This window comes from Rathayibacter sp. SD072 (assembly GCF_017355185.1).
Lineage (GTDB): Bacteria > Actinomycetota > Actinomycetes > Actinomycetales > Microbacteriaceae > Rathayibacter.
In genome coordinates this window covers 18,809-37,967 of sequence record NZ_JADILJ010000018.1, presented here as the reverse complement: position 1 = coordinate 37,967, position 19,159 = coordinate 18,809, and the positions used below count along the sequence as shown (strand labels likewise).

Sequence of the window (19,159 nt, the reverse complement as noted above, 5' to 3'; positions counted from 1 at the left end):
CCCGCGTCGCCCCGCCGCTTCACGGTTCGTCACACAGGCCTCGTGTGACGAAAGGTTGCGCCGCGCGGCGGAGCGCGTCGCCGGTCGGGGCTACCGTCGAGCCCGCCGAGGCGCTGCCGCGCCGCCCGCGACGAAGAGGATCCCCCCATGCCCCAGGACGTCCCGCTGCCCCAGGACACACCGCGCGACGACGCACCGCTCGAGCAGGAGCCGTCGAGCGGACGCCCGCGTCGCATCGTGCTCAACGCCTTCGACATGACGTGCGTCGGGCACCAGGCGCCGGGGCTCTGGCGCCACCCCGACAGCCAGGCCCACCGGTACACCGACCTCGAGTACTGGACGACCCTCGCCCGGACGCTCGAGCGCGGCACCTTCGACGCCCTGTTCCTCGCCGACGTGCTGGGCGTCTACGACGTGTACCGCGACTCCGCCGGACCCGCGCTGATCGACTCGGCGCAGATCCCCGTCGGCGACCCGATTCTGCAGATCCCGGCGATGGCGGCGGTCACCGAGCACCTCGGTTTCGGGGTGACCATCGCCCCCACCTACGAGCAGCCCTACGCGCTCGCCCGCCGGCTCTCGAGCCTGGACCACCTGACGAAGGGGCGGATCGGCTGGAACGTCGTCACCTCCTACCTCGAGAGCGCCGCGAAGAACCTCGGCCTCGAGACGCAGATGCCGCACGACGACCGCTACGAGCTGGCGGAGGAGTTCCTCGACGTCTCGTACAAGCTCTGGGAGGGCTCGTGGGAGGAGGGCGCGGTGCTGCGCGACCGCGAGCGCGGAGTCTTCACGGATCCGCGCAAGGTGCACCCGGTGGCGCACGACGGCCGCTTCTACCGCGTCCCCGGCATCCACCTGGCCGAGCCCTCGCCCCAGCGCACCCCGGTCGTGTTCCAGGCCGGAGCATCGCCCCGCGGCCGCGACTTCGCCGCGCGCCACGGCGAGGCCGTCTTCATCAACGGGGTCACCCCCGAGCTGACGAGGCGGACGACGGACGACATCCGCGACCGCACCGAGGCGGCCGGCCGCGACCGCGACGCGATCAAGATCCTCGTGCTCGCCACCGTCATCGTGGCCGAGACCGACGAGGCCGCCCGCGCCAAGCACCAGGAGTACCTCGGCTACGCCAGCCGCGAGGGCGCGCTGACCTTCTACGGCGGCTGGTCGGGCCTGGACCTCTCGCTCTACGACCCGGAGGAGGCGCTGCGCTACGTCGACACCGAGGCGGTCCGCAGCGCGCTCTCGATCTTCACGAAGGCGGATCCCACCCGCGAGTGGACACCGGACGACGTGGCGGACTTCCTCGCGATCGGAGGCATCGGCCCTGTGATCGTCGGCAGTCCGAGCACCGTCGCGGACGAGCTCGAGCGCTGGGTCGACGTCGGCGGCATCGACGGCTTCAACCTCGCCTACGTCATCACCCCCGGCACCTTCGAGGACTTCGTCGACCTGGCGGTCCCCGAGCTGCGCCGCCGCGGCCGCGTCTGGGACGAGTACGAGGGCTCGACCCTCCGCGAGTACCTCCAGGGACCCGGGAACGCGCGCGTCGCCGACAGCCACCCCGCCGCGGCCTACCGCGGCGCCTACGCCGGGGGCCCGTCCGCCGCCGACGGCCTGCCTCCCGAGGTCCTGGCGGTCCTGCCGCCGGAGCCCGCCGCCACCCCCGTCCCCGATCAGGAGTCCGCACGATGACGCTCGACAGCACCCTCGCCCGCCCGCGCACGCACTGGGTCGGCACCGCCTCCGCCCGAGAGACGGCGCACTGGACCGCGGTCGCCGAGGAGGTGGGGCGCGTGCTCGCCGCCGACGTGCTCGAGCGCGACCGCGCAGGGCAGGACCCGACCGTCGAGCTCGCGCCGCTGCGGGACTCGGGCCTCGTGAACCTGCTCGACCCCTCGGAGCTCGGGGGAGGCGGTGCCCACTGGAGCACGGCGTTCCGCGTCGTGCGGATCCTCGCCCGCGCCGACGCGTCACTCGCGCAGCTGCTGCTCTACCACTTCGTCAACTCGGCGAACATCGCCTTCACCGCGCCGGCGGAGGAGCGCGAGCGCTTCTACCGCGCGACGATCGAGGGCCGGCACCTGTGGGGCGACTCCGTGAACCCCGTCGACCCCGACCTGCGGCTGACCCCGGAGGGCGACGGCTACCGGCTCGACGGGCTGAAGCGCTTCTCGACCGGTGTGTCGGCGGGGGACGTCGCCCTCGTGAACGCGGTGATCGCGGAGGGGCCCGACGCGGGCACCGCCGTGGCCTTCGTGATCGAGCGGGACCGCGACGGGGTGGAGCCCCTCGGCGACTGGGACTACCTCGGTCAGCGGCAGAGCGCGTCGGGGTCCGTCCGCTTCACCTCGGTGCGGGTCGAGCCGGAGGACCTGCTCGGGCCGCTCACGGACGAGCCCTTCGCGACGCTGATCACCCCGAGCATCCAGCTCGGCTTCGGCAACCTCTACCTCGGCATCGCCGAGGGGGTGCTCGCCCGCGCCCGCGAGATCACGGTCGCCCGACCGAACGCCTGGTTCCTCAGCGGGGTCGACCGCTACTCCGAGGACCCCTTCGTGCGACGCCTCTACGGCGAGCTGGTCGCGCACACCGCGGCCGCCGAGGCGCTCGCCGACCGGGTCGCCGTGCTGCACGACGCCGAGATCGCGAAGGGCGACGGAGTGACCGCCGCCTCCCGCGCGGCCCTCGCGATCGAGATCGCCAAGGTGAAGGTCGTGACGAACGACCTCGCCCTGGACGCCGCCTCCCGCGTCTACGAGGCGACAGGCTCGAGCTCGGCCAAGAGCTCCGTGGGCCTGGACCTGTACTGGCGCAACGTCCGCACCCACTCGCTGCACGATCCGGTGGACTACAAGAAGCTCGAGGTCGGAGCGGCGTTCCTCACGGGCGAGGTGCAGCCCCTGTCGCTCTACACCTGACTCCCGCGCCTGCACGTCGTGCCGTCCCGTGGGAAGCCCCCTCCGGACATCCGCCGTGCAGGCGGCGCCCGCCGGAGCGCGTGCGACCCTGGAAGAGCGGGCAGGGACACGGTTCCCCGCCGCAGAGGGAGACACCCGTGAGACGCATCCACTACGCGGAGGACAGCATCGTCACGGGGGACGAGATCGCCGACGCCGTCCTCGAGTACGCGCGCATGCTCGCGGTCACCTCCACCGCCGACACCGTCGAACTGCCGACCCTGCACCACGACTCCGTGCGGCCCGTGCGCCTGCTGCTCGGACCGGCCAGCCAGATGCTCGTGACCGAGGAGGACACGCGGGCGGACGAGATCGTCGACGAGGCTCTCGTGTCCGATCTCCGCGGCCGGGCCGGGCACCTCCAGGGGCCGTCGCCGGTCTACTCCGACGACGACGTCTCGGTGCCGCTCGTGACGGCCGACGGCGAGCTCTTCTAGGAGCCGGAGGCCGATCCGCCGGCGATCGCCGCCTCGAGCGCGTCGAGCGCCGGCACCTGCCCGGCGACGAGCTCGGAGCGGGCCTGCCCGATCGGCATCCAGCGCGCGGTCTCGATCTCGGGGTACTCGCGCATCCGGCCGGACCCTCGCGGCCACTCGAGCGCGAACGTGTTGCTCGCCACGAAGCGCGCGGAGTCGTCGCCAGGGGCGTCGAAGACCGTGACGATCTTGCCGGAGCCCTGCCGGTACGACCCGAGGAGCCGGTACTCGGCGTCGGGCGGGGGCGCCCCGATCTCCTCCTCGAACTCGCGCTTGGCGGCGTCCAGCGGCGCCTCCTCGACGGTGTGCTGCCCCTTGGGGATCGACCAGGCGCGGGGCCGCCGCCTCCAGAACGGTCCGCCCATGCGCCCGAGGAACACCTCGATTCCTTCCGCAGTGCCGCGGTGCAGCAGGAGGCCCGCGCTCGTCGGGGCGGTCATCGCGGGCTCCGGTTCATCCCTCCATCCTGCCGTGCTCGCGTGGAAGGATCGAGGGACCGACCACGAGCGCACGGAGTGGACCATGAGCAGCACCGCCGTCCTGCGGGCACTGGGCGAGGCCGTCCCCGAGGCGCTCGTCGTCTCCGGCCCGGAGTTCGAGGCCGTGCACACCGACAAGTCGGGCTTCGTGACGGGGGAGCGGGCGCTCGCCCTGGTGCAGGCGCGCTCGATCGCCGAGGTCCAGGCCGTGCTGCGGATCGCCACCGAGCACCGCGTGCCGGTCGTCCCCCGTGGTGCGGGGACGGGTCTCGCCGCCGGAGCGGTCGCGAGTGCCGGAGCGATCGTCCTCTCGACCGCCCGGATGGACCGGATCCTCGAGATCTCGCTCGAGGACGAGCTCGCGGTGGTCGAGCCCGGCGTGATCAACCAGGCGCTCTCGGACGCCGTCGCTGCGGACGGGCTGATCTTCTCGCCCGATCCGGCCAGCAAGGCGATCTCGAGCATCGGCGGCAACATCGCCACGAACGCCGGCGGCCTGCTCTGCGCGAAGTACGGGGTGACGCGGGAGGCCGTGCTCGGTCTCGCGGTGGTGCTCCCCGACGGCCGCCTCGTCCGGACCGGTCGGCGCAGCGTCAAGGGCGTCACCGGCTACGACCTGACCGCGCTGCTCACGGGGTCGGAGGGCACGCTCGGCGTGATCGTCGAGGCCACCGTGCGGCTGCGGCCGATCCCGCAGGGGCCGGTCGTCACCGTCGGCGCCTACTTCCCCAGCGTGGTGGCCGCGGCCGCCGCCTCCGCCGCCGTGACCGCCGCGCGGCTCCGGCCGGCCGTGATGGAGCTGATGGACGAGGCGGCGCTCGCCGCCATCGGCCGGTACACGGGCGTGCCGATGGACCGGGGCGCCGCGTACCTGCTCGTGCAGACCGACGGCGGGGGAGCGCGGGACGAGGCGGAGCGCGTCCTCGCGATCATCGCGGGAGCCGGAGGAGACGCCGGGTCCACCGAGGACCCGGTGGCGGGCGAGGCGCTGCTCGCGGTGCGGCGCGCCTTCCACCCGGCGCTCGAGGCCGAGGGGGAGGTGCTGATCGAGGACGTCTGCGTCCCGCGCTCGGCGCTGCCGGCGATGTTCGCCGCGATCCGGGGCATCGAGGAGCGGACCGGTCTGCGGATCCCGACGGTCGCGCACGCGGGCGACGGCAACCTGCATCCGAACTTCGTCCTGCCGCGCGGGTCGCAGGTCGTCGGTGAGGAGGTCTGGGCGGCGGCCGCCGAGCTCTTCCGCACGGCGGTGGCGCTCGGCGGGACCCTCACGGGGGAGCACGGCGTCGGACTGCTCAAGCGGCGCTGGCTCGAGGAGGAGCTGGGCGAGGACTCCACCGCCCTCCAGCGGGGCATCAAGGCGGTCTTCGATCCGCTCGGGATCATGAACCCCGGCAAGGTCTTCTGAGACGTCAGGCGGGCAGCAGCCCGCCCACCAGGAGTGCGGCCGTGAGGACGAGGGTCGCGGTCGACATCAGCCAGTAGAGGATCGTCTCGCGCCACGAGCCGGCCGAGCCGAGGACCGGCAGGGCCGCGTACCCGCCGGAGGTCCAGAGCCGGCGGATCACCGGGGTGCGGCGGACGAGGCGGGGCGCGCGGATCCGCATCGGCCAGAGCCAGTTGATGCCCCCGGTGGTGAGGGCGTCGCCCGCGATGTGCACCAGGTAGCCGAGGGTCGCCGCGACCCGCAGCCACGCCCAGCTGCCGTCGGCGAGACCGACGAGCAGCCCGGTGACCACCGCGGCCACCGCCCACGCGAGCGGCCAGGAGCGGGCGGTCGCGGTCGCCTTCGCCGCGAAGGCGAGGGCGGGGAGCGTCAGCACCGCGGCGAGGGAGACCGTGCCCAGCGGCGGCAGCGGGAAGCGGATCGCAGTGAGCACCGGGACGAGGTACCAGACGACCGCGATCGCCAGGAGGGAGTGCATGCCGTGGCGGTGGCCGCCGCTGATGCGGCCGGCGGTCGCGGTGAGGAGGGAGGCGCCCGGAGCCGAGCGGGAGATGGTCGCCCGAGCGTGGTCGGCGTCGGGCGCGAGCGCCCAGCCCGCGGTGACGCCGAGACCCACGAGGCGGATGTCGAGCGGCAGGTCCGAGACTCCGAGCGGCCCCGCGAGGGCCGGGACGCTCGTCGCGACCGACCAGGCGAGTGCGCCGGAGACGGCGTGGGAACGGCCCATCACGGCGGGAGGCACCTCGTCAGCGGATCGGGTGCACGGCGGTGCACGAGAAAACCCCCGGTGCCGCGCTGCTGCACGGGCCGGGGGTGAGGGTGGGCGATACCGGACTCGAACCGATGACCTCTTCCGTGTGAAGGAAGCGCGCTACCAACTGCGCCAATCGCCCAGAGGGACGTCGCGTGGACGACCCGAGAGACGATGTTAGCGGATCCTCGGGCGTCCGACGCACGCGCACGTCGCGCCACGCCCGGGTGAACGGGATGTGACGGGCCGGTTTCCGGCGGAAAGACGGGCGAGCGGCCGATCCGCTCCGGATTCGCGTCCGCTCGATTTGGTTTCTCGAGCAGCCGTCCTATAAAGTCTTCTAGGTCGAGCCGGGCAGCGAAAGCGCCGGGGAGGCGAAGACGGGGACGCATCAGGCAAGGTGTGCGACTGGCAAGGAACAGCACGGCAAGACAACTGAATACGACCTACATGCGGATGTGGCGCAGCGGTAGCGCATCACCTTGCCAAGGTGAGGGTCGCGAGTTCGAATCTCGTCATCCGCTCGAATATCGGCCTCCGGGCCGATGTTTCTGAGAGGGCCTCCGGGCTCTCTCCACCCCGGTCGGCTCGCCTCGCGGGTCGCCGACACCGAACCCAATACACGGTGGATTGGCCGAGAGGCGAGGCAGCGGCCTGCAAAGCCGTATACACGGGTTCGAATCCCGTATCCACCTCGATCGTTCCGACGAACGAGGCGCTCCTCGCGGAGCAACGGGCGATTGGCGCAGCGGTAGCGCGCTTCCCTGACACGGAAGAGGTCACTGGTTCGATCCCAGTATCGCCCACCACCTGGAACCCCGGCCCTCGGCCGGGGTTCCGTCGTTAACCGGTACTCGACACCGGAGGAGCGCCACTGCTCGGCGGGACTCGTTCGACGAGGTTCTGCGCACCCGGCACCCGGGCTACCCTCGGGGACGTGCCTGCTGCGATCCGTCTCGACGAGAGCACGATCCTCCGTCTCGTCGCCCGCGAGGACGGCCCCGCGCTGTCGGCCGCGTACCGCCGCAATCGCCGGCATCTCGCGCCCTGGGAGCCGCTGCGGTCGTCCCGGTTCTTCGAGTCGGGCGGCCAGACCGACGCGATCGCCGACTCCCTCTTCGCGCACCGCTCCGGCAGCGTGCTCCCTCTCGTCCTCGCGCAGGGCGACGCGATCGTCGGCCGGATCACGCTGTCGAACATCCTCCGGGGCGCCTTCGAGAGCGCCGAGATGGGCTACTGGCTCGACGCCGATCTGCAGGGACGCGGGCTGATGACCCGCGCCGTCGGCGAGGCGGTCCGCCTCGCCCGCGACGAGTTGAATCTGCACCGGGTGCAGGCGGGGACGCTGCTTCACAACGTCGCCTCGCAGACCGTGCTCGAGCGCAACGGCTTCGAGCGCATCGGTGTCGCCCGGCGGTACCTGCGCATCGCGGGGGAGTGGCAGGACCACCTCCTCTTCCAGCGCCTGCTCGAGCTCTCGGCCGAGGCGCCTCTGGTGCCGCCCGGGCCGCAGGCCCCTCCGAGCCGCAACGTCTAGGGTGGGCGGCGGCCGCGCGGGCGATCGACCGGCGCACGGACCGAGAGGGACGGCTGGAGCATGACCCGCACCATCGGCGGACGCGAGTTCGACTTCGAGCGGCAGGTCGCCGTGATGGCGGTCGTGAACCGCACCCCCGATTCCTTCTACGACAAGGGCTCGACCTTCGCGCTCGACAGGGCGGTCGCCGCCTCGGTGCGCGCGGCCGAGCAGGGCGCCGACTGGGTCGACATCGGCGGGGTGCCCTTCGGGCGCGGGCCCGCGGTGTCGCTGCAGGAGGAGATCGACCGGGTGGTCCCGGTCGTGGCCGGGATCCACGAGCGGAGCGACGTGGTCGTGTCGGTCGACACGACCCGCGCCGAGGTGGCACGGCTGAGCATCGCCGAGGGCGCCTCCGTCGTCAACGACACGAGCGGCCTGCACGATCCGGCGATGCTCGGGACCGTGGCGTCCTCGAGCGCCCAGCTCGTCATCACCCACAGCCTGGGCGAGCCGCGGAGCGAGCCCGTGCGACCCGAGTACGACGACGTCGTCGCCTCGGTGATCGAGCACCTGCGCGAGCGGATGGAGCGGGCACTCGCGGGCGGGATCCCGCGCGAGCGGATCATCGTCGACCCGGGCCACGACCTCAACAAGAACACCCTGCACACGCTCGAGCTCACGCGTCGGCTCGGCGAGGTGGCGGCTCTGGGCCTCCCCGTGCTCGCGGCCGTGTCGAACAAGGACTTCATCGGCGAGACGCTCGACCGGCGGCAGGGGGAGCGGCTGGAGGGCTCTCTCGCCGCCGCCGTGATCTGCATCCTGAACGGAGCGAGGATCGTGCGGATGCACGACGTGCGGCAGGCGGTGGACGCCGTGCGGCTCACCGAGGCGGTGCTCGGCTGGCGGGCGCCCGCCTTCCTCCGTCACAACATCGAGCCCGTCGCATGAGCGCGGCGATCGATCTACTGCTCCCCTCGCCGCTGCGCGCGCTCGACGACGACGCGCTCCTCGCGCTCTACACCGAGGACTCGGCCGACGAGTGGCTGCGGGTCAACTTCGTCTCGAGCATCGACGGAGCAGTCACCCGCGACGGGGTGTCCGGCGCGCTCGGCGGCGAGGCGGACGAGCGGGTCTTCGATCTGCTGCGCCGACTCGCCGACGTGGTGCTCGTCGCGGCCGGCACGGTGCGCACCGAGGGCTACGGGCCGATGGTGCTGGGGGAGGAGTCGGCGCGCGCGCGATCCGCCCAGGGCCGGGAGCCGCATCCGGTGTTCGCGATCGTCTCGGGCTCGCTCGAGCTCGATCCTGCGTCGCGGATCTTCACCGAGGCGCCCGTGCGCCCGATCGTCGTCACCACCGCGGCGTCCCCGTCGCGCAGGCGCTCGGAGCTCAGCGAGGTGGCCGATGTGCTCGTCTGCGGGGAGCAGGCGCTGGACGCCGTGCGGATGAGGGACGCCCTCGCCGACCGCGGCCTCGCCCGCATCCACTGCGAGGGCGGGCCGGGACTGCTCGGGACCCTCCTCGCCCACGACGTGGTCGACGAGCTCGACCTGACGATCAGCCCGACGCTGGAGTCGGGCGGCGCCGGGCGCATCGCCCGCGCGGACGCGCCGGAGGCGAGGACGCAGCGCCTCGCGCACGTCCTCGCCTCCGGGGACACCCTCCTGCTGCGCTACCTGCGCGCCCGCTGACGGGGCGCGCAGGTAGTGCAGGCCGCTAGTCCGCCAGGACGAACTGCGGCGACACGCTGCGCGGCGCCAGGCGCTGGAGCTGCGTGACGTGCGACGGGTTCAGCTCCTCGAGGGAGTTGACGCCCAGCAACCGCATGGTGCGGGTGATCTGCTCGGAGAGGATCTCGATCATGCGGTTCACGCCCGCCTCTCCGCCGGCCATGAGCCCGTAGAGGTACGCGCGGCCGACGAGCGTGAAGCGGGCGCCGAGCGCCACCGACGCGACGATGTCCGCACCGGACATGATGCCGGTGTCGAGGTGGACCTCCATGCCGGAGGTGCTGCCGGTCCCGACCTCGCGCACCACCTCGGGGAGGAGGTGGAAGGGGATCGGCGCGCGGTCGAGCTGACGGCCTCCGTGGTTCGAGAGCACGATCCCGTCCACGCCCAGTTCTGCGACGCGGCGGGCGTCGTCGACCGTCTGGATGCCCTTGACGACGATCTTCCCGGGCCACTGGTCGCGGATCCACGCCAGGTCCTCGAAGCCGACCGTCGGGTCGAACATGGTGTCCAGCAGCTCGCCGACGGTGCCCGACCAGCGGTCCAGCGACGCGAACGACAGCGGCTCGGTGGTGAGGAAGTCGACCCACCACCACGGGCGCGGCATCGCGTTCACGACGGTGCCCAGGGTGAGCTGCGGCGGGATCGAGAAGCCGTTGCGCTTGTCGCGCAGTCGGGCGCCGGCCACCGGGACGTCGACCGTCACGAGGAGGGTGTCGAAGCCGGACGCGGCGGCCCGGTCGACCAGCGCCATCGACCGGTCGCGGTCCTTCCACATGTACAGCTGGAACCAGTTGCGCCCGTCGGGGTTGGCGGCCTTCACGTCCTCGATGGCGGTGGTGCCCATCGTGGAGAGGGAGAAGGGGATGCCCCACTTGGCAGCGTTGCGCGCGCCGGCGATCTCGCCCTCGGTCTGCATCATCCGGGTGAAGCCGGTCGGCGCGATGCCGAAGGGGAGCGAGACCGGGGCGCCGAGGACGTCCCAGCCGGTGCTGACCTCCGACACGTCGCGGAGGATCGCCGGGTGGAACTCGATGTCCTCGAACGCCTGGCGCGCGCGGCCGAGCGAGATCTCGGCTTCGGCGGCGCCCTCCGTGTAGTCGAACGCGGCCTTGGGCGTGCGCCGCTTCGCGATGCGCTGCAGATCGTGGATCGTCAGCGCCTTGTCGAGCCGGGCCTTCTTGAGGTCGAGCTCGGGCTTCTTGAACTGCATCAGGGGCGCGAGATCGCGCACCTTCGGGATTCGTCGGTCGACCATGGTCAGTCCTTCTCCGCTTCGCTGGGTGTCAGGTGGGTCTCGGCGTAGTAGCCGGAGATGTGGGCCTCGACGAGCGCGCGGGCGCGGTCGGGGTCGGCGGCCGCGATCGCAGCGACCAGGGCTCGGTGCTCGCTGCGCAGGCGGTCGCGGGTGCGCGGCCAGTCGGGCAGGGTCTGCGCGGCTGCGAGCACGTAGCTCTCGACGGCGTCGCGCAACCCTGCCGTCATCGCGGCGATGACGGCGTTCCCGGACGCCTCGGCGAGGGAGAGGTGGAACTGCTGATCGAGCGCCAGGAAGGCGTCGTGATCGATCGCGTCCGCGTCCATGGCGTCCAGGAGCTCGCGGCTCTCGCCCAGTGGGATCGACGCCGTGCGCGCCAGGTCGTCGACCACGGCCGTCTCCAGGACCAGGCGCGTGCGGACGACGTCCTCGACGGCGAATCCGCTCGCGGCGACCTGGAGTCGCAGGAGGGCGCTCATCCCTCCCGTCGGCCGGGCGACGATGACGGCGCCGGCCGCGGGGCCGGAACCGGCTCGGGTGCGCACGAGCCCCATCACCTCGAGGACGCGGACGGCCTCGCGGACGGACGAGCGGCCGACACCCAGCTCCTGGGCCAGCGCGCGCTCCGCGGGAAGGCGGTCGCCGGGACCCAGAGCGCCGGTGAGGAGGAGGCCCTCGACGTGGGCGAGGACGGCCTCCCAAGCGCGCTCGGACTCGCTCATGGTCGCCTCCTCCTGTGGTCAGACCACACCGTAGCATGTGGTCTGACCACATGTGCGAGGGGCGGTGCCTAGGCTGGCCGGATGACCGGACCCGACCTCTCGCGGCAGTACTCGCTCGACGGGGTCGTCCTCCCGGCCGTCGTGCGCCGTCTCGGCGGTCCGTCACCGGAGCTCGCGTGGCGGAACCAGGCCGACGGTCTGACGTTCCGCGTGGCATCGGGCTACCTCAAGTGGAACCCGGCGGGCAGCGGTATCGACCTGGAGCGCGAGACGGTGCGGTTGCGCTGGCTGCAGGGCCGGCATCCGGTGCCCCAGGTGCTCGACGCGGGGGAGGAGGACGGCGGTCAGTGGCTGCTGACCGAGGCGATCGACGGACGCAGCGCCGTCGATCCGCAGTGGATCGCCCGTCCGGAGACCGCGGTGAGAGCCATCGCGCGGGGCCTGCGAGCTCTGCACGACCTCCCCGTGCAGGAGCTGCCGGACGAGCTGCGCCACGACTCCTGGTTCCACCGCTCCCTGCCCGGCGCCACCGTCCCGGCCCTCGAGGACCAGGTCCTGGTGCACGGCGACGCCTGCGCTCCGAACACGCTCCTCGACGACCGCGGAGAGTGGTGCGGAACGGTCGACGTCGGCGATCTCGGTCTCGGCGACCGCTGGGCCGACCTCGCCGTGGCTGCGATGAGCCTGGGCTGGAACTACGGCGAGGGTTTCGAGGAGCTGCTCCTCGAGGAGTACGGCGCCACCCCGGACGAGGCCCGGAGCGCCTACTTCCGCGCGCTCTGGAGCGCCGAGTCCTGAGCCCGGCGGTTCACCGGGTCGAGCCGTCCTCGGCGGCCTTCTCCTGCTCCGAGCCCTTCTTGTTCTCGGACGCCAGGCGCAGCCAGCGGCCGTCGCGCAGGTCCTGCTCGTGCACCGCGGCCTTCTTGTCGCTCGCAGCGGTGTCGCGCGGCGGGAGCTGGATGGTCTCCTCCGCCTCGATGCCGGCCTGCAGCTCGCGACCCCGCTCGAGCTCGGCGTCGAACTCGGCGCCGAAGAGCAGAGCGATGTTGGTGATCCAGATCCAGAGGAGGAACACGATGACCGCACCGAGCGAGCCGTAGGTCCGGTCGTAGTTCGAGAAGTTCGCCACGTAGAAGCCGAAGCCGACCGAGGCGACGAGCCAGATCAGCAGGGCGATGATCGAGCCGGCGCCGATCCAGCGGAACTTCGGCTGGCGGATGTTCGGCGCCCAGTAGTAGAGGATCGCCACGATCACGATCGCGATGACGAGGAGCACGGGCCACTTCGCGATGTTCCACACCGTGAGGGCGGCGGGGCCGAGCCCGACCACGTCGCCGACGGCTTCGGCGACCGGTCCGCTGAGCACCAGGATGAGGGCGGCGACGACGATCAGGACGACCGTGGCCACGGTGACGCCGAGCATGGTCGGGCGGAGCTTCCAGAAGGGACGCCCCTCGTCGATCTCGTAGACGCGGTTCATCGCGCGGCCGAAGGCGCCGACGTAGCCCGAGGCGGACCAGAGGGCGCCGAGGATACCGGTGACGAAGGCGACACCGGCGGCGGGGGAGCTGGTGAGCGACTCGATCGGGTCGCGGAGCACGTCCACGACCTGCGGGGACGCGAGGTTCCCGATCAGCTCGAGCACGGTGTCGGTGGTCGCCTGGGCCTGGCCGAAGAGCCCCAGCACCGAGACGATCGCCAGCAGCGCCGGGAACAGGGCCAGGACCGCGTAGTACGTGAGCGCCGCGGCGAGATCGGTGCATTGGTCGGCGCCGAACTCGCGCATCGTCTTCTTGAGCACGTAGCCCCACGAGCGCTTCGTCAGATCACTCAGCTCGTCCGGCTTGCGCGCGTCGTCGGGCTCGGGCGCGGTCTTCTCTCGGGTCGTGCTCTTCTCGGCCATGCCGCCACGCTACGGCGCGGGGCGGGTGCGCGGTGGCCCTTGACGCCGGTGCCCTGCGCTGTCAGGCAGCGCTCAGGCGGGCGGTAAGGGACGCGGTCCGCGTCCCTGCCTCGCCGCTGCCAGCACTCCGAAGAGGAGGAAGGAGCAGGTCGCGGCGAGGACGAGGAGCAGCGGGGCGTCCCAGCCGCCGCTCGCGTCGTGCGCGAACCCGAGGACCGTGGGGGCGGTGGCGGCGACGGCGTAGCCGATCCCCTGGACCGTCGCCGAGAGCCGCGAGGCGTGGGCGTCCGACTGCGACAGCCGCACCACGAGGACGAAGACGACCGTGAATCCTCCGCCCTGCGCGACGCCGCCGAGAGCGCACCACAGTGCCCACAGATCGGGGGCCAGCAGGAGTCCCGCCGGCACCGTGCACCAGAGGGAGCCGACGAGGGCGATGCTGCCCAGCGGCCGCAGCCGGCGCACCAGGAGCGCGACGCCCAGTGCGCCGACCACCGCGGCGAGCTGGAAGACGGAGGAGCTCGCTCCGGCGGTCTCGACCGAGAAGCCGTTGCGGTCGACGAGGAGGCTCGGCAGCCACGCGGTCACGCCGTAGTACGAGAACGCCTGGCTGGAGAAGCAGACCGCGAGTGCGAGCACCGTGGCGCTCCGCCAGATGCGCGGAGGAGCCCCCGTCCGCCGATCGGGCGCCGGGGTGCGCGGCACCGGACGGACGGCGCGCCGCGGTCCGACGGCGGCGAGCCAGCCGAGCAGCGCGAGCAGAGTGAGGACGAGCCAGACCAGGAGGGCGCCCCGCCAGCCCAGGAGGAGGGCGAGGGGTGCGGTGCCCAGCGACGTGATCGTCGAGCCGATGTTGAGAGCGGCCGTGTAGACGCCCGTGGTCAGATCGACCCGCGCGGCGGAGACGTCCCGGCGGATCACGACGGGCACGACCACGTTGCCGATGGTGATGAAGACGCCGATGAGCACGGTGCCCGCCACGACGGCGACCGTGTCGCCCGACGAGCGGACGATCGTGCCGAGTGCGACACCGAGCACGGTGACCGTCACCGCGGCATCGGGCCCGGCGCGGCGGATGACGAGCAGGGCGAGCGGCGTCGCCAGGGCGAAGCAGAGCACGGGGATGCTCGTCAGGACGCCCGCCTGACCGGAGGAGAGCGAGAGGTCGTCGCGGATCGCGTCGATCACGGGCGCGACGGCGACGATCGGCCCGCGCAGGACCAGTGCGACGAGGGCGACGGCGACGACGAAGAGCCAGGGGGCGCTCCGACGCGGCGTCATCGACGCATCGGGGCGGGTGCGGGGCGGCGGCCGCGCACCGCGGTCAGGACCCGAGCTGGGAGAGGAAGCCCCCGAGGTTGACGAGGAAGCCGATGCCGCCGAAGACGATGCCGGCGATGCCCGTCACCAGGCCGGCGGTCGCCATGCCGCGGCCGATGCCCGTGACGGCGGCGGCGGCGCGGCCGCGCACCGAGAACACGATGGCGAGGATGGAGGGGACGAAGAGCGGGTTCACGAGGAGGCTGAGGATCCCCAGCACGAGGCTCGCGATCGCCATCGGGTTCCGGCCGGACGCTGCCGGAGAGGCGTACGGGTTCGTCGCGTACGGGTTCGACGAGTACGTGCTCGAGGCGTACGGGTTCGCCGCCGTCGAGTCGGACGAGTACGGGTCGGTCGTGCCGGCGCCGGAGGGGGCCGACCCGTACCCGGGGTCCGCCGAGGGCGCCGGGCGGCCGGAGGCGGCGTCGGGCGCGTCCGGCGTGCCGTAGATCGGAGCCGCGGGCGACTGCGGGCCGGTCGGACGGGACCGGTCGGTCCAGGCGGATCCGTCCCAGTAGAGCTCCGAGCCGAGATCGGCGGGATGCGGGTACCACCCGGGCGCGGGAGTGCGAGGGGATTCGTCGGACATGGGGGAATTCTAGGGCTCGGCACCCGGGCTCCGGGGCCGAGCCCGCCGGGTCAGTCCTTGGGCTGCTCGATGCCGAGGGCGTTGCCGTCCGGGTCGAGGATCCACGCCGACCAGACGCTGCCGCGATCGGCGACGCCGTTCTCGGTGCGCAGCTCGTCGGTGTCGTAGTCCTCGGGGGTCACGCCGCGCTCGGCGAGGGCGTCGAGCTCGGCGCGCAGGTCCGAGACGCGCCAGGACGCCTTGGTCTGCTCGTCCTTCGAGCCGGTGGTGCTGGCGGTCACGGTGAGGCGGGTCCCGCCGGTGAGATAGGCGACGGCGGAGTCGCTCTCCTCGATCACCTGGAGGCCGAGCGCTTCGGCGTAGAAGGCGCGCGAGGCGGCGAGGTCGGTCGAGAGCAGGACGGGGCCGATCGGGGAGTCGGAGAGCACGGGTGCACCTTTCGTCGGGGGAGTCGCTCGGGGCGACGGGTGCTCTCAGCCCACGCCCTCGACGCAGAGCCGACAAGGGGTTGCGTGCTCGGCTGTCCGGAAGGCGCAGCGGGGCTGCGAAGTGCTCCGTCGGTCGCGCAGGATCGTCCCCGACGCGAGGAGGCGTGATGAACGGACTGGACCGGCACGAGGCGTCCGCGCTCGCGGCCCTCACCCGGCTGGTGGCGGAGCTCGTCGAGGACGGAGCGCTCGAGGCGGAGGAGCTGCGTCTCCTCGCCCGCGCTCTGGCGGCCGAGGAGACGGCGTCGCTCGGACAGGAGCTGGACCGGCTGGCTCGGCGCGTGAGCGCCCTCTGCTGATCCCGCCCTCTGCTGATCCCGCCCTCCGCTGAACCTCAGTCCCGGATGACGGCCCTCTCGAGAGCGGCCTCGAGGAGACCGAGCGCCTCGCCGGGGCCGACGCGGCTGCCCGGCGTGAGCATCCGCATCCGCAGGCCGTCGACGAGAGCGAGTATCAGCTCGACGTGCTGCTCGAGAGGCCCCCGCCGCAGCACTCCCTCCTCCGACAGCACAGCGATCCATCGCGCGGTGCTCTCGCGGCTGCTCGCGGCGACGGCTTCGAGCAGCACCCGGCCCTGATCGGTCGCTCCCACTCCCAGCCCGGCGGCGTGGAGCGCGAACCATCCGCTCAGGGCCGGAGGAGCGTCCGCCGCGGGCAGGAACTGCCCGGCGCACTCGACGAGGCGCTCCAGCGGGTCCAGGCGGCGATCGGCGATCCGGTGGTCCTCGAGGCCGGCGTGGAAGAGCTCGGCGACCACCGCGTCGTGCAGACCCCGCTGGGTGGGGAAGTGGTGGCGCAGCGTGCTGGCGCCGATCCCTGCTCTCGCGGCGACCGTCCGGACGCTCAGGGCGGCGACGCCGGACTCGGCGATCACCGACCGTGCCGCCTCCAGGATCTGCTCGCGTCGGTCCACCGGTTCGCCCTCTTGATCAGCGCCTCCTCGGGCGTGCACCAACCCGGCACACCGTACCGGCACGGCGTGCCAGTAGGAGACGGCACAGCGTACCAGGCGCTGTTCCGACGGATCGGACGAGTCCGCCGGGGGAGGAGCGCCCCTCCGGGACCGGTGTACGGGAAACGAAGTCCCGCCGCGGCGCCGCCACTCCCGGCCGTCGTCTTCGCCAGGCTGGACGGGAACCTCGACGGGTGCCGGTGCTCCGGCGCCCGGGATTGGACGCATGGACACGGACAGCAGCGAGCACCCGCTGGCGGTCGACGACGCACTGGCACTGGTCTCGGTCCTCGCCGTGCTGGAGGGCGCGCTCGCCTCGGGCGGACTGCCGTCCGACGTGGAGTCGGTGCTCATCCGCCACCTCGTGCAGAACGACCTGCTGCTCCCCGGTGCCGACCGGGGCGAGCTGCTCGACGCCTTGCGCGGTCTCGACGAGCGCGTGCGCGCCGTCCTCGGCTAGGGCGCCGGACGCTCGCCGCGGGCCGTCGCCCGCGGACGACCCCCGCCCGGCGGGCGGCTAAAGTCGAGGGGTTGGCGAAGCCCTGAGGAGTGTCCGCGCGTGTCGAACGAACCGTCGAATCCGTCCGAGAACGAGTCCCCCGCGGTGGTGACCGAGGCCGGGACGGGCTTCACGCACTTCTCCGACCGGGCCGTCGTCGCGATCCGCGTCAACGGCGAGTTGAAGGACCTGGCGGCGGACGTCGTCCCCGGCGACCGCATCGAGCCGGTGCTGATCTCCTCGCCCGACGGGCTGAGCATCCTCCGCCACTCCGCCGCGCACGTCCTCGCGCAGGCCGTGCAGCAGAGCAACCCGGAGGCGAAGCTGGGCATCGGCCCGCCCGTCACCGACGGCTTCTACTACGACTTCGACGTCGAGGAGCCCTTCACCCCCGAGGCGATGAAGGCGCTCGAGAAGGCGATGGACCGCATCATCCGCCAGGGCCAGCGCTTCGTGCGGCGCGTGGTGACCGAGGAGGAGGCCCGGAGCGAGCTGTCCGCCGAGCCCTACAAGCTCGAGCTCATCGGCCTCAAGGGCGGGGGAGCGGACGAGGAGTCGGTCGAGGTCGGCGGCGCCGAGCTCACCATCTACGACAACGTCGACCCGCGCACCGGCGAGACGGTGTGGAAGGACCTCTGCCGCGGTCCCCACCTGCCCAACACCCGCATGATCGGCAGCGGCTACGCACTCACCCGCAACGCCGCGGCCTACTGGCGGGGCTCCGAGAAGAACCCGCAGCTGCAGCGCGTCTACGGCACGGCCTGGCCGACGAAGGACGAGCTCCGTGCGCACCAGGCGCGCCTCGAGGAGGCCGCCCGCCGCGACCACCGCAAGCTCGGCCACGAGCTCGACCTCTTCTCGTTCCCCGACGAGATCGGCTCCGGGCTCGCCGTCTTCCACCCCAAGGGCGGCATCATCCGCTACGAGATCGAGCAGTACATGCGCGAGCAGCTGCTCGCCCACGACTACGAGCTCGTCTACACGCCCCACATCACCAAGGGCGACCTCTTCACCACCAGCGGGCACCTGCAGTGGTACTCCGAGGGCATGTTCCCCCCGATGCACCTCGACGAGCTGCAGGACGAGGACGGGAACGTCACCCGCCAGGGCCAGGACTACTACCTCAAGCCCATGAACTGCCCGTTCCACAACCTCATCTTCCGCTCGCGCGGACGCAGCTACCGCGAGCTGCCGCTGCGCCTGGCCGAGTTCGGCACCGTCTACCGCTACGAGAAGAGCGGGACCCTGCAGGGCCTCACCCGCGTGCGCGGGCTCACCCAGGACGACGCGCACATCTACGTGACGCAGGAGGACGTGGCGGCCGAGCTCACCCGCAACCTCGAGTTCGTCCTGCAGGTGCTGCGCGACTACGGCCTGAACGACTTCTACCTCGAGCTCTCCACCAACGAGGAGGGGAACCCGAAGTTCGTCGGCGCCCCCGAGCAGTGGGAGGCGGCCATCGAGTCCCTCCGCGCTGTCGCGGTGGAGTCGGGCCTCGAGCTGGTCCCCGATCCCGGCGGAGCGGCGTTCTACGGCCCGAAGATCTCGGTGCAGGCGCGCGACGCGATCGGCCGCACCTGGCAGATGTCGACGATCCAGCTCGACTTCAACCAGCCCGAGCGCTTCGAGCTGGAGTACACCGCGTCCGACGGCTCGAAGAAGCGGCCCGTGATGATCCACCGTGCGCTGTTCGGCTCGATCGAGCGCTTCTTCGCGATCCTCACCGAGCACTACGCCGGCGCGTTCCCGGTCTGGCTGTCGCCCGTGCAGGTCGTCGGCATCCCCATCGCCGACGAGTACCTCCCCTACCTCGAGGAGGTCGTCGGCGAGCTCAAGCGATCCGGCGTCCGCGCCGAGATCGACTACTCCAGCGACCGCATGCAGAAGAAGATCCGCAACGCGACCCTGCAGAGGGTCCCGTTCCAGATCATCGTCGGCGAGAAGGACCGCGACGCCGGAGCGGTCAGCTTCCGCTTCCGCGACGGCACGCAGGAGAACGGGATCCCCGTCGCCGACGCCGTGGCGCGCATCCGCGAGGCGATCGCCTCGAAGGCGCAGGTGTGAGC

20 protein-coding genes and 4 tRNA genes are annotated in these 19,159 nt (G+C 72.3%); 14 read left to right on the top strand and 10 right to left on the bottom strand.

Going from position 1 to position 19,159, the window contains the following annotated elements:
* The first annotated feature begins 147 nt into the window (after nucleotides 1-147).
* The 3 genes from IOC53_RS09255 to IOC53_RS09245 all read left to right on the top strand — a co-directional run bounded on the left by IOC53_RS09255 (nucleotide 148) and on the right by IOC53_RS09245 (nucleotide 3,397).
* Nucleotides 148-1,695 carry an LLM class flavin-dependent oxidoreductase gene (locus tag IOC53_RS09255; protein WP_207405001.1) on the top strand — a complete coding sequence of 516 codons (1,548 nt, stop codon included), beginning with the start codon at nucleotides 148-150 and terminating at the stop codon, nucleotides 1,693-1,695.
* The gene (locus IOC53_RS09250; protein ID WP_207404999.1) at nucleotides 1,692-2,921 is read left to right on the top strand and encodes an acyl-CoA dehydrogenase family protein; all 1,230 of its coding nucleotides are present in this window, start codon (nucleotides 1,692-1,694) and stop codon (nucleotides 2,919-2,921) included. Before IOC53_RS09255 ends, IOC53_RS09250 begins: the two co-directional genes overlap by 4 nt.
* A gap of 137 nt (nucleotides 2,922-3,058) precedes the next feature.
* A complete protein-coding gene (locus IOC53_RS09245) occupies nucleotides 3,059-3,397 on the top strand; it encodes a hypothetical protein (RefSeq protein ID WP_207404997.1) in 339 nt (112 codons plus the stop codon).
* On the opposite strand, the gene IOC53_RS09240 is transcribed toward IOC53_RS09245, so the two are convergent.
* The gene (locus tag IOC53_RS09240) at nucleotides 3,394-3,876 is read right to left on the bottom strand and encodes an NUDIX domain-containing protein (RefSeq protein WP_207404995.1); all 483 of its coding nucleotides are present in this window, start codon (nucleotides 3,874-3,876) and stop codon (nucleotides 3,394-3,396) included. The genes IOC53_RS09245 and IOC53_RS09240 overlap by 4 nt on opposite strands.
* Before the next feature lie 82 nt (nucleotides 3,877-3,958).
* Here IOC53_RS09240 and IOC53_RS09235 point away from each other — a divergent pair, with 82 nt between their 5' ends.
* Complete coding sequence (locus IOC53_RS09235) at nucleotides 3,959-5,323, top strand: FAD-binding oxidoreductase (RefSeq protein WP_207404993.1); 1,365 nt, start codon at nucleotides 3,959-3,961, stop codon at nucleotides 5,321-5,323.
* A 4-nt stretch (nucleotides 5,324-5,327) separates the two neighbouring features.
* On the opposite strand, the gene IOC53_RS09230 is transcribed toward IOC53_RS09235, so the two are convergent.
* Nucleotides 5,328-6,104 carry a metal-dependent hydrolase gene (locus tag IOC53_RS09230; RefSeq protein ID WP_207404991.1) on the bottom strand — a complete coding sequence of 259 codons (777 nt, stop codon included), beginning with the start codon at nucleotides 6,102-6,104 and terminating at the stop codon, nucleotides 5,328-5,330.
* A gap of 78 nt (nucleotides 6,105-6,182) precedes the next feature.
* Nucleotides 6,183-6,255: transfer RNA gene (locus tag IOC53_RS09225), tRNA-Val, on the bottom strand.
* A 310-nt stretch (nucleotides 6,256-6,565) separates the two neighbouring features.
* On the opposite strand from IOC53_RS09225, the gene IOC53_RS09220 reads away from it, so the two are divergent.
* The 6 genes from IOC53_RS09220 to IOC53_RS09195 all read left to right on the top strand — a co-directional run bounded on the left by IOC53_RS09220 (nucleotide 6,566) and on the right by IOC53_RS09195 (nucleotide 9,323).
* Nucleotides 6,566-6,637, top strand: a tRNA-Gly gene (locus IOC53_RS09220).
* A gap of 100 nt (nucleotides 6,638-6,737) precedes the next feature.
* Nucleotides 6,738-6,808, top strand: a tRNA-Cys gene (locus IOC53_RS09215).
* Nucleotides 6,809-6,847: 39 nt separating this feature from the next.
* Nucleotides 6,848-6,922: transfer RNA gene (locus IOC53_RS09210), tRNA-Val, on the top strand.
* A gap of 128 nt (nucleotides 6,923-7,050) precedes the next feature.
* Entirely contained in the window at nucleotides 7,051-7,650 is a 600-nt protein-coding gene (locus IOC53_RS09205) for a GNAT family N-acetyltransferase (RefSeq protein WP_207404989.1), read from the top strand.
* Between the two features lie 60 nt (nucleotides 7,651-7,710).
* Nucleotides 7,711-8,580: a dihydropteroate synthase gene (gene folP, locus IOC53_RS09200; protein WP_207404987.1), complete on the top strand. Its 870-nt coding sequence runs from the start codon at nucleotides 7,711-7,713 to the stop codon at nucleotides 8,578-8,580.
* Nucleotides 8,577-9,323: a pyrimidine reductase family protein gene (locus tag IOC53_RS09195; RefSeq protein WP_207404985.1), complete on the top strand. Its 747-nt coding sequence runs from the start codon at nucleotides 8,577-8,579 to the stop codon at nucleotides 9,321-9,323. Before folP ends, IOC53_RS09195 begins: the two co-directional genes overlap by 4 nt.
* Before the next feature lie 25 nt (nucleotides 9,324-9,348).
* On the opposite strand, the gene IOC53_RS09190 is transcribed toward IOC53_RS09195, so the two are convergent.
* Nucleotides 9,349-10,620, bottom strand: a complete 1,272-nt coding sequence (locus tag IOC53_RS09190; protein WP_207404983.1) for an alpha-hydroxy acid oxidase — start codon at nucleotides 10,618-10,620, stop codon at nucleotides 9,349-9,351.
* Nucleotides 10,621-10,622: 2 nt separating this feature from the next.
* Nucleotides 10,623-11,342, bottom strand: a complete 720-nt coding sequence (locus IOC53_RS09185) for a FadR/GntR family transcriptional regulator (protein WP_207404981.1) — start codon at nucleotides 11,340-11,342, stop codon at nucleotides 10,623-10,625.
* Between the two features lie 81 nt (nucleotides 11,343-11,423).
* Here IOC53_RS09185 and IOC53_RS09180 point away from each other — a divergent pair, with 81 nt between their 5' ends.
* Nucleotides 11,424-12,140 carry a phosphotransferase gene (locus tag IOC53_RS09180; protein ID WP_207404979.1) on the top strand — a complete coding sequence of 239 codons (717 nt, stop codon included), beginning with the start codon at nucleotides 11,424-11,426 and terminating at the stop codon, nucleotides 12,138-12,140.
* A gap of 10 nt (nucleotides 12,141-12,150) precedes the next feature.
* Here the strand turns inward: IOC53_RS09180 and IOC53_RS09175 are convergent, their stop codons facing one another.
* The 4 genes from IOC53_RS09175 to IOC53_RS09160 all read right to left on the bottom strand — a co-directional run bounded on the left by IOC53_RS09175 (nucleotide 12,151) and on the right by IOC53_RS09160 (nucleotide 15,582).
* Nucleotides 12,151-13,245, bottom strand: coding sequence for a YihY/virulence factor BrkB family protein (locus tag IOC53_RS09175; RefSeq protein WP_207404977.1), 1,095 nt, complete (start codon nucleotides 13,243-13,245; stop codon nucleotides 12,151-12,153).
* A gap of 72 nt (nucleotides 13,246-13,317) precedes the next feature.
* On the bottom strand, nucleotides 13,318-14,526 hold the full coding sequence (locus tag IOC53_RS09170; protein WP_207404975.1) for a CynX/NimT family MFS transporter: 1,209 nt from the start codon (nucleotides 14,524-14,526) through the stop codon (nucleotides 13,318-13,320).
* Nucleotides 14,527-14,569: 43 nt separating this feature from the next.
* On the bottom strand, nucleotides 14,570-15,154 hold the full coding sequence (locus tag IOC53_RS09165) for a DUF4190 domain-containing protein (RefSeq protein ID WP_207404973.1): 585 nt from the start codon (nucleotides 15,152-15,154) through the stop codon (nucleotides 14,570-14,572).
* A 50-nt stretch (nucleotides 15,155-15,204) separates the two neighbouring features.
* Nucleotides 15,205-15,582 (bottom strand): VOC family protein, encoded by a 378-nt coding sequence (locus IOC53_RS09160; RefSeq protein WP_207404971.1) that lies wholly within the window; start codon nucleotides 15,580-15,582, stop codon nucleotides 15,205-15,207.
* A gap of 167 nt (nucleotides 15,583-15,749) precedes the next feature.
* Between IOC53_RS09160 and IOC53_RS09155 the strand changes: the two genes are divergently transcribed.
* Nucleotides 15,750-15,941: a hypothetical protein gene (locus IOC53_RS09155; RefSeq protein WP_207404969.1), complete on the top strand. Its 192-nt coding sequence runs from the start codon at nucleotides 15,750-15,752 to the stop codon at nucleotides 15,939-15,941.
* A 35-nt stretch (nucleotides 15,942-15,976) separates the two neighbouring features.
* On the opposite strand, the gene IOC53_RS09150 is transcribed toward IOC53_RS09155, so the two are convergent.
* Complete coding sequence (locus IOC53_RS09150) at nucleotides 15,977-16,555, bottom strand: TetR/AcrR family transcriptional regulator (protein WP_207404967.1); 579 nt, start codon at nucleotides 16,553-16,555, stop codon at nucleotides 15,977-15,979.
* 265 nt (nucleotides 16,556-16,820) lie between these two features.
* Between IOC53_RS09150 and IOC53_RS09145 the strand changes: the two genes are divergently transcribed.
* Together IOC53_RS09145 and thrS are read left to right on the top strand one after the other, a co-directional pair.
* Nucleotides 16,821-17,054 (top strand): hypothetical protein, encoded by a 234-nt coding sequence (locus IOC53_RS09145; RefSeq protein ID WP_207404965.1) that lies wholly within the window; start codon nucleotides 16,821-16,823, stop codon nucleotides 17,052-17,054.
* Nucleotides 17,055-17,198: 144 nt separating this feature from the next.
* Nucleotides 17,199-19,157 carry a threonine--tRNA ligase gene (gene thrS, locus IOC53_RS09140; RefSeq protein ID WP_207405059.1) on the top strand — a complete coding sequence of 653 codons (1,959 nt, stop codon included), beginning with the start codon at nucleotides 17,199-17,201 and terminating at the stop codon, nucleotides 19,155-19,157.
* Nucleotides 19,158-19,159: the final 2 nt, after the last annotated feature.

Coding starts and splice junctions, on each gene's coding strand:
- IOC53_RS09255 (WP_207405001.1), top strand. CDS start 148: ATGCCCCAGGACGTCCCGCTGCCCCAGGACACACCGCGCGACGACGCA.
- IOC53_RS09250 (WP_207404999.1), top strand. CDS start 1,692: ATGACGCTCGACAGCACCCTCGCCCGCCCGCGCACGCACTGGGTCGGC.
- IOC53_RS09240 (WP_207404995.1), bottom strand. CDS start 3,876: ATGACCGCCCCGACGAGCGCGGGCCTCCTGCTGCACCGCGGCACTGCG.
- IOC53_RS09235 (WP_207404993.1), top strand. CDS start 3,959: ATGAGCAGCACCGCCGTCCTGCGGGCACTGGGCGAGGCCGTCCCCGAG.
- folP (WP_207404987.1), top strand. CDS start 7,711: ATGACCCGCACCATCGGCGGACGCGAGTTCGACTTCGAGCGGCAGGTC.
- IOC53_RS09195 (WP_207404985.1), top strand. CDS start 8,577: ATGAGCGCGGCGATCGATCTACTGCTCCCCTCGCCGCTGCGCGCGCTC.
- IOC53_RS09190 (WP_207404983.1), bottom strand. CDS start 10,620: ATGGTCGACCGACGAATCCCGAAGGTGCGCGATCTCGCGCCCCTGATG.
- IOC53_RS09185 (WP_207404981.1), bottom strand. CDS start 11,342: ATGAGCGAGTCCGAGCGCGCTTGGGAGGCCGTCCTCGCCCACGTCGAG.
- IOC53_RS09180 (WP_207404979.1), top strand. CDS start 11,424: ATGACCGGACCCGACCTCTCGCGGCAGTACTCGCTCGACGGGGTCGTC.
- IOC53_RS09175 (WP_207404977.1), bottom strand. CDS start 13,245: ATGGCCGAGAAGAGCACGACCCGAGAGAAGACCGCGCCCGAGCCCGAC.
- IOC53_RS09170 (WP_207404975.1), bottom strand. CDS start 14,526: ATGACGCCGCGTCGGAGCGCCCCCTGGCTCTTCGTCGTCGCCGTCGCC.
- IOC53_RS09165 (WP_207404973.1), bottom strand. CDS start 15,154: ATGTCCGACGAATCCCCTCGCACTCCCGCGCCCGGGTGGTACCCGCAT.
- IOC53_RS09155 (WP_207404969.1), top strand. CDS start 15,750: ATGAACGGACTGGACCGGCACGAGGCGTCCGCGCTCGCGGCCCTCACC.
- IOC53_RS09145 (WP_207404965.1), top strand. CDS start 16,821: ATGGACACGGACAGCAGCGAGCACCCGCTGGCGGTCGACGACGCACTG.